The organism is Syntrophomonas sp. UBA5494, from assembly GCF_002426325.1.
Map to the genome: position 1 here is coordinate 27,098 of NZ_DIPG01000010.1, position 5,100 is coordinate 32,197.

At 52.2% G+C, this 5,100-nt stretch carries 5 protein-coding genes and 1 pseudogene; all 6 read left to right on the top strand.

The features are described 5' to 3' along the window. Positions 1 to 58: 58 nt before the first annotated feature. A complete protein-coding gene (locus tag B3W37_RS01285) occupies positions 59 to 1,411 on the top strand; it encodes a putative manganese-dependent inorganic diphosphatase (RefSeq protein WP_483174564.1) in 1,353 nt (450 codons plus the stop codon). A gap of 170 nt (positions 1,412 to 1,581) precedes the next feature. Next, entirely contained in the window at positions 1,582 to 2,190 is a 609-nt protein-coding gene (gene spoIIM / locus B3W37_RS01290) for a stage II sporulation protein M (RefSeq protein ID WP_481040544.1), read from the top strand. A gap of 15 nt (positions 2,191 to 2,205) precedes the next feature. Beyond that, on the top strand, positions 2,206 to 2,466 hold the full coding sequence (locus tag B3W37_RS01295; protein ID WP_483170252.1) for a hypothetical protein: 261 nt from the start codon (positions 2,206 to 2,208) through the stop codon (positions 2,464 to 2,466). 46 nt (positions 2,467 to 2,512) lie between these two features. Next, positions 2,513 to 3,421 (top strand): site-specific tyrosine recombinase XerD, encoded by a 909-nt coding sequence (gene xerD / locus B3W37_RS01300; protein WP_483170253.1) that lies wholly within the window; start codon positions 2,513 to 2,515, stop codon positions 3,419 to 3,421. A 106-nt stretch (positions 3,422 to 3,527) separates the two neighbouring features. Further along, positions 3,528 to 4,706, top strand: coding sequence for a phosphopentomutase (locus B3W37_RS01305; RefSeq protein WP_483174555.1), 1,179 nt, complete (start codon positions 3,528 to 3,530; stop codon positions 4,704 to 4,706). Next, positions 4,703 to 5,100, top strand: a pseudogene (gene deoA, locus B3W37_RS01310) (pyrimidine-nucleoside phosphorylase); the annotation flags it as partial. The gene B3W37_RS01305 and the pseudogene deoA, both read left to right, overlap by 4 nt.

Sequence of the window (5,100 nt, forward strand, 5' to 3'; positions counted from 1 at the left end):
AATATCCAAGCGGGCGGGGGAGGTTATTATGGAAAGGTTCTGAAAGGAGACGGAGAACATTAAACCTGTATACGTAATAGGACACAAAAACCCGGACGTTGATTCCATCGCCGCAGCTATAAGCTACGCCTGCTTTAAGAATCATGGCGGAACCCAGCCTCATATTCCCGCAGCGGCCGGGTCGATCAACAGCGAAAGCGAATTCGTCCTGCAGCAACTGCGTATAGAAAGACCCCTGGAGCTGGCCAGTGTGGGAACCATTGCCGAGGATCTTCTGGACAGCAAGCCCATAACCACTACCAGGGCTGATGTTGATCTGACGACACTGGGCAAATTGATGCGTGAGCAGAATATCAAAACCGTTCCGGTGGTAGATGAGGATGCCAAGTTTCTAGGCCTGGTTACCATCGGCGATATGGCCCTGCTGTTCCTGGAGCAGTTGGGTTCGGGCATCGATATTGCAGAAACTCCGGCAGTGCTGAGCCGACTCCTGGCCTTGCGGGTGGGTGAGGTGATGAAAAGCCAGGATCTGGTTCTTTTCGAACACGACGATACCATTGAAGAGATCAAAAGGAGTATGTTGAGCACCCGTTTCCGCAATTATCCGGTAGTAGGCGAACAGCACCGCTTCCTGGGCATGATCTCGCGCTACAACCTTTTGGCCATGCGCCGCAAGCAGCTCATTCTGGTGGATCATAATGAGAGCAAACAAGCCATTGACGGGATTGAAGAAGCAGAGATCGTAGAGATTATCGACCATCACCGGGTGGGCGATCTGCAGACCCTGTCCCCGATATATTTTTATAATCAGCCGGTCGGGTCGACCTGTACCTTGGTTGCCGAGCATTTCTTTAATAGCCGGGTGCCTTGCGACAAGAGCTACGCGAGTTTGATGCTGGCCGGCATCATGACCGATACCATGTTGTTCAAATCGCCCACTACCACGGAAAAAGACCGCAAGATCGCCCGGCAACTGGAGCAAATAGCGGGACTGAACGGGCTGCAATGGGGAAAAACCATCCTGGAAAAGGGAAGGCATTTTGACGAACAGGATGAGCTCAGTATGATAACCTCTGATTTAAAGGAATATCAACAGGATCACCTGCTCTTCGCCATCGCTCAAATCGAGACCCTGGAGCTGCACCAGCTGCACCACCGTCAGCAGGAACTGCGCCGGGCTATGGAGGCACTGTGCCAGTCCCGCGGCTATGATTTCATGTGTTTGATGGTCACCGCTATTCTGGAGGAATGCACCGAGCTGCTCATCGCGGGTCCGCAAGCCATATTGTTGGAAGCCGCTTTTCAAAGCCAGGCCCAACAGGGGGTAATGGCACTGGACGGGGTAATGTCCAGGAAGAAGCAGGTGGTTCCGGTTATCATTCAGCATATCAGGCAAAAACAAATCGTATAGAGCATTTCGAAAACCGAAAATGAACAGTACCTGCCGGGGGCTTGAGAATCGACATCTCAGGCCTTTTTCTTTTTGCATAAAGTTACCATGGCTAAAATATTATTGTTACAGGCCATGCTTGGCTGCCAATTTATATGCCACGGAAAATGCCTCGCCAGGGAGATTAGTGCATGAACTTACGTTTTAAATTAAAAGAGCATTTTCGCGAAAACCGCATCCAGTACTGCATGGTGGTAGCGCTTTTTACGTTGGGATTAATCATGGGAGCCTTCAAAGTGGGCGACCTGGACGGAGCGGTCCGAGAGCGGCTGCTGCAAATGATCGATCTCTATCTGGGGGGCCAGGAAGGAGTATACGGCCCCACCGTTTTTGTCAGCGCTTTGATCAATCAGGGCCGGTTTATGCTGGCCATCTGGGCCTTGGGACTGACGGTGATAGGCATCCCCCTTATCCTGGCGGTGATCTTCATGCGGGGCTTTTCGCTGGGATTCACGGTGGGGTTTCTGTTTCAGGAAAAGGCCGGTCAGGGGGTATTATTAACCTTTATCTCACTTCTGCCGCAAAACCTCATCTATATTCCGGTTTTGCTGATCGTGTCCGTTGTGGCGGTAAACTTCTCGCTGTATATCGTGCGGGGGCGCAGCTACCGCAAAGCCCCCTTAGGGGTTAGCCTTTTGGGATATACCTCGCTGTTCGGCGTCCTGATGCTGGTATTTATGCTGGGGGCCTTTATTGAAGCCTACCTGGTACCCTGGCTTTTACATAGCTTTATAAAATAATGGGAGGTGTCTGAATTGGTTATTCTGGTCGGAAATTGGAAAAAGAAATTGGTCAAAATTCTCGCTGTAATCGCTTTAATTGCAGTCTTTGCCGCTGCCATGCCGCTGGTGACCGGTCTCCTCTATGAACAGGTTCCGGTTATAAGCACCTGGTTCCAGGATGAACAGCCCAGCGGGAATCCTATGAGGGTGGAAAACGGCGAAAAGAATTCCAGGTTCCAGCAGCTGGTGGATCAGTTTGTCTTTAAACTGCAGGAATTTTACTATGAGGAATAGAGGAGGTGCAGGAAAAGTTTTTAAAGATGTCTAATAGAATAAAAAAATGAAAGAAACTTGGGCCATGTTAACCTGCCTTGAAGCTTTTATTGAATACCTTGACTATGAGAAAGGTTTGTCACTCAACAGCCGGGAAGCCTATCGGCGCGACCTTACCAAATTGTATGCTTTTCTCGAAAGTACTGGTCGGAGCGTTGATCCGGTTGAGCTTAATAAACAGGATATCATGGCTTTTTTGACCTGGCAGCTGGATAAGGGTCAGGCTCATTCCACCATTGCCCGCAGCCTTTCCAGCATCAAAGGCTTTTTCAAGTTTCTTATCCTGGAGGGGCTGATAACCCATAATGCTGCCCTGGATTTAGAAAACCCGCGTATCAAACGCCATTTACCCCGGGTTCTTACGGTATCCGAAGTAGACCGCCTGATGGAGATCCCGCCGGTGGCCATACCACGCGGTTTGCGGGACCGGGCTATGCTGGAATTAATGTACGGCACCGGGATACGGGTGTCCGAAATGCTGGCCCTGGAGGTCAACGATATCAACTTAACTGCAGGTTTTTTGCGCTGTCTGGGCAAAGGCCGCAAAGAACGGATTGTTCCCGTAAACGGCAGCGCCCTCCGCTGGGTGGAACATTACCTGGCGCACGGCCGCCCGCTTTTGCTCAAAAATCTTAGACAGCACACCCTGTTCCTCAATGCCCGCGGCAGCAGTATGAGCCGGCAGGGTTACTTTAAAATTCTGAGCGGATATGCGCAGAAAGCCGGCCTGGACAAGGATATCACCCCCCATACCCTGCGTCATTCCTTTGCCACCCACCTTTTGGAAAACGGGGCGGATTTGCGTTCTGTACAGGAAATGCTGGGCCACGCTGACATTTCCACCACGCAGATCTACACCCATCTGACCCGCTCCCGGCTTCTTGAGGTGTATCAGCTTTATCATCCCCGCGCCTGATGCTTACCCCTCTTAATGCTCAGGTTCATTTGGGGTAAGCTATGATCATAATTCATGGCATTATACGACAGGTTGATAATATTGAGACCGACCAAGGAGGTTTGCAATGAAGAGAAGGGCTATACTGATTATCCTGGACGGGGTTGGGATTGGCGCCGCTCCGGATGCTGCCCTGTACGGAGATGAGGGCAGTAACTCGCTGGTCAATACTGCTGCGGTGCTGAATGGATTGGCACTTCCCAATATGGCCAGCCTGGGACTGGGGCATCTGGCCAGGATACCGGGGGTGAGCGCTCAACCCGCACCGATTGGGGCTTATGGGTTTATGGAGCCGTTGTCTAAAGGAAAAGACAGCACTACCGGGCATTGGGAGATTATGGGAGTGGTCTTGAGCCAGCCGTTTCCCACCTATGGGAAAGGGTTCCCGGAAGAGATTATCAAATCATTTGAAGAGCAGACCGGGCGCAAGAGTTTGGGCAATGTTGTCGCATCCGGCACCGAAATCATCGAACGCCTGGGGGACCAACACATAAAAACCGGCTGTCCCATCGTTTATACCTCTGCCGACAGCGTGTTTCAGATAGCCGCCCATGAGGATGTAATTCCCGTGGAGGAACTGTATGCCATGTGCAAGACTGCCCGGGAATTGCTGCAAGGCGAGCATGCCGTAGGCCGGGTCATCGCCCGCCCTTTCATTGGACAACCCGGGAGCTTGCAACGTACCAGCAACCGTCATGACTATTCTTTAGTCCCTCCCAGGAATATACTGGACTTTATTGAAGAAGCCGGCGGCAGGGTGGTCGGCATAGGCAAGATTAAGGATTTATTCGGGGGGCGCGGGGTCGGCGACAGCCGTCCCACCACTTGTAATGAAGACGGCATCGAGTTGCTCAAATCAGCCCTGGGCGAGGCGGACAGCAGTCTGATTTTTGCCAACCTGCTCGATTTTGACCAGGTTTACGGGCATAGGAATAATGTGTCGGGATATGCCCAGGCATTGACCCTGTTCGATGAAGCCCTGGCAGAGATTATGCAGTTGATGCACCGGGAGGATCTTCTGATCATTACGGCTGATCACGGCAATGATCCCACTACACCCAGTACCGATCATTCCCGGGAATATGTGCCTTTGCTGGTATATGGGCCCGCCTTCCCCGGAGGGGTGGAGCTAGGGCGGCGGCGCGGGTTTAGCGATGTAGGCCAGACCATAGCCGAACACCTGGAGATACCGGTTCAAGGGTTGGCCGGCCGAAGTTTTTATAAGGAATTGAAAGGGTTGTCATGAATTACCAGGACTTAATAATGAAAAAACGCGATGGATCAAAGCTCAGTGAGGCTGAGATCAATGTGGTCGTCAAAGGTATAAGCGATGGGAGCATGCCGGATTACCAGATTTCTGCCTGGGCTATGGCCGTTTATTTTCAAGGAATGGACAGTGATGAGACTACCTGGCTGGCCCTGGCTATGGCGCGCTCCGGCGACAGCATGGATTTGTCGCCTGTCAAAGGCATCACTGTAGATAAACACAGTACCGGCGGCGTAGGCGACAAGACCACGCTGGTGGCCATTCCGGTAGCCGCCGCAGCCGGGGTGCCGGTTGCCAAAATGTCCGGACGAGGCCTGGGCCACACCGGCGGCACCATTGACAAATTTGAGTCGATTCCCGGATTCCGGGTGGA

Coding starts and splice junctions, on each gene's coding strand:
- B3W37_RS01305 (WP_483174555.1), top strand. CDS start 3,528: ATGAAGAGAAGGGCTATACTGATTATCCTGGACGGGGTTGGGATTGGC.
- xerD (WP_483170253.1), top strand. CDS start 2,513: ATGAAAGAAACTTGGGCCATGTTAACCTGCCTTGAAGCTTTTATTGAA.
- spoIIM (WP_481040544.1), top strand. CDS start 1,582: ATGAACTTACGTTTTAAATTAAAAGAGCATTTTCGCGAAAACCGCATC.